Source organism: Bowdeniella nasicola (genome assembly GCF_001907295.1).
GTDB lineage: Bacteria > Actinomycetota > Actinomycetes > Actinomycetales > Actinomycetaceae > Bowdeniella > Bowdeniella nasicola.
Genome location: NZ_MQVR01000139.1, coordinates 1 through 2,408, shown reverse-complemented (window position 1 = coordinate 2,408; position 2,408 = coordinate 1). Strand labels below are relative to the sequence as shown.

5 protein-coding genes are annotated in these 2,408 nt (G+C 64.3%); 1 reads left to right on the top strand and 4 read right to left on the bottom strand.

What is annotated here, in order from left to right; genetic code table 11:
* Positions 1 to 202: 202 nt before the first annotated feature.
* Positions 203 to 406 carry a hypothetical protein gene (locus tag BSZ39_RS14755; protein ID WP_245792530.1) on the bottom strand — a complete coding sequence of 68 codons (204 nt, stop codon included), beginning with the start codon at positions 404 to 406 and terminating at the stop codon, positions 203 to 205.
* Here BSZ39_RS14755 and BSZ39_RS15185 point away from each other — a divergent pair.
* Positions 368 to 562 (top strand): transposase family protein, encoded by a 195-nt coding sequence (locus BSZ39_RS15185; protein WP_425425694.1) that lies wholly within the window; start codon positions 368 to 370, stop codon positions 560 to 562. The genes BSZ39_RS14755 and BSZ39_RS15185 overlap by 39 nt on opposite strands.
* Before the next feature lie 153 nt (positions 563 to 715).
* Here the strand turns inward: BSZ39_RS15185 and BSZ39_RS12600 are convergent, their stop codons facing one another.
* From BSZ39_RS12600 to BSZ39_RS12590, 3 genes are all read right to left on the bottom strand, one after another.
* Positions 716 to 907 (bottom strand): hypothetical protein, encoded by a 192-nt coding sequence (locus BSZ39_RS12600; protein WP_073717649.1) that lies wholly within the window; start codon positions 905 to 907, stop codon positions 716 to 718.
* A gap of 18 nt (positions 908 to 925) precedes the next feature.
* Positions 926 to 1,474, bottom strand: coding sequence for an antirestriction protein ArdA (locus BSZ39_RS12595; RefSeq protein WP_073717648.1), 549 nt, complete (start codon positions 1,472 to 1,474; stop codon positions 926 to 928).
* A 128-nt stretch (positions 1,475 to 1,602) separates the two neighbouring features.
* Positions 1,603 to 2,331, bottom strand: a complete 729-nt coding sequence (locus BSZ39_RS12590) for a recombinase family protein (protein ID WP_245792529.1) — start codon at positions 2,329 to 2,331, stop codon at positions 1,603 to 1,605.
* Positions 2,332 to 2,408 lie beyond the last annotated feature (77 nt).

The following is a 2,408-nucleotide window of genomic DNA, read 5'->3' as shown; positions in this document are numbered from 1 at the left end:
GGTTCCGCAACCCCACCAACTACCGCCTCAGAATGCTGCTGATCGGCGGAGGCCTACGCACCTAACCCACGCTCAAGTCCGAAGGGCCGGATTGGCTCTTCGTACCTGAGCGTGGGGTGAGCGTGGATCCGATGGTGGGCGTGTCGGCGGGGTGATGGGCGTCGGGGCCCTCAAGAATCGGGGTTACCACACCACCTGATCTTCAAGGACCTCGACGATGCCCGATTCTACTTCCTGCTGCCGTGCCGGCGGCGGCTACTGCCAGCGCTGCGATCTTCTGGTCGGGTTGCCGGGGCTCCACGTGGTCGGCGTCCATCGCGACGATGCGGGACTCCGGGTCGAGGTCGAATCCGCCCGGCAGGAGGTGATGGGCTGCCCCGCCTGCGGGGTCATCGCGCATGCGCATAGCCGGCAGAGGGTGGAGCTGATCGACGCACCGTGCTTCACCGCGCCGGTGAAGCTATGGTGGCGAAAACGACGCTGGCTGTGTCCCGAACCATCGTGTCCGGTGACCTCGGTCATGGAACAAGACCCCGACGTCCAGCCACCCAGAGCGTCGTAGTACCCGAGCAGGTCCCGCTGATCGGGAATCAACTCGACCGCCGCCCGGTGCAGCGCCAGCAGGTCATGCACGCGCCTCCTCATCAGAAAGCTCAGAGCACCCCCGCCACCAGCTGAACGCCAGGGGCATGACTGCTCGCATTGGACTCTGCACTCATGGCTCTCCCCTCCTCCGGGCTCGGATCGCGCGCATGTCGACCACGACGGCGATCGACAACGGGCCGTGGTCCGGGCAGTAGTAGACCCGGCTCACGCTCATGTCCTCTGCCATGACGAGCACCCGCTTGGCGATGCTCGGCATGTCGCACTGCACGCACACGCGCAGTTCCCACTGGTCATCAGTCATCAGTGCACCTCCTTTTGGTCACAGGTTGCGGAAGACGAACACGCCGCCTCCCGGTGCGTCCTCGACCGTGTAGTCGAACGCGAGGTCACGAGTCCACGCGGCCCAGTCGAAGTACCGAGCGACATCGTCCGGGACTCCCGACAACACGCCCGTGCCATCGGCCAGCTCCTCCGCGTACTCGCGGAAGGACTCCCACTCGCCGCAGTAGCGGTCCTCGAAGTCCGGGATGCTCGGCAGGTCGCCCGTGCCCTCAGCCACGTAGTCACCGCTCCTCACCCACGCGCACAACGCCTCGCGCTGGTGCTCTGGGACCGACGCAAGCGAGCGACCCCACTCAGCAGCCTCGTACGGGCGCATCTCGCCGCGTACGGGCAGATTCTCGTGATCGAAGCACCACAGCTCCTCGCAACCGGCCCGGCTACCGCCCGTGTCCCGGTGCACGTCGGCCAAGGCGACCTCGTCGGCATCGACGGCGTCGAACCACTCACCGACGAGGCGTCCAGAGTTGTAGCAGTGCAGGCAGCCGACCCATACTCGTGGCGTGCTGTTCAGGGTGTTCGTGTTCATCGGTCTCCTCCTCAGGCCGAGGAGACCGATGAACGCGACAGGCAGTCAGGCTCTGATGAAATGACGCGCTTACGCCGCGTCAATCGCTCTCAGGAGACCTCCCGGGTCCGCCTGCGGCGGACCTACAGTCACTTCCAGACGATTTCGACAGATGCTGGGTTGACCCCCTTCCGTCCTCGGGGCTGTGGCAGCAGGGAGACGGTCGCCAGCACATCAATTATTTGACGCCGCAGTTCGAGCGAAGCACCCTTGAACGCAGTAGCCGGGTCATCGACCCCGAGGATCGGGAGAAGAGCCCCTGTGCGGCCTTGGAGCATCTTTTGGGCTTCCAGCTCTTGGATTCGCTCCTCGGCGGCGTCACGGACACGTTTGAGATCGTGGCCCTCGATGATCTCTGCGTCGTAATCGTGCTGTGCACGGTTGATCCTCGCCCGCTGCCCGCTAATCGAGGCGTCAATAGATCTGGTCTGGGCCGTCTCTGCAGGCGTGATCATCTTCTTCACGGCATCCTTCTCAGCAAGACGGGCGCTTATGACCTCCGTTACGAAATCGTCGATGGCAGGACTCGAGCGGACCATGTGACCTGGGCAGGTGTACCCTCGCGGCGCGCCGGTGACCTTCTTGCCGCACACCTGGCCGGTTTCGGAGTCGGTGAGCCCGCAGCGGTACAACCCACTCCCGAGGCGCTTGCGCTTGGTGGAGCCACTGGTGTTGGTGACGCGCTTCTTGTCGTCGAGGATCTCCTGGACTTTCCACCAGGTCTCGTCGTCAACGATCGGGGCCCACTGACCCCGGATGGGCTCCCCGGCGTCATCACGAATGATTTGAGCTCGCCAGGTACGAGTTGAGTCCCTCATAGTGGTGTAGCGGGGTGGTCGTGCTGGACAGCAGGGCGGTCACCGCGTGATCCTCGAGTTCATCTTCTACAACTCAC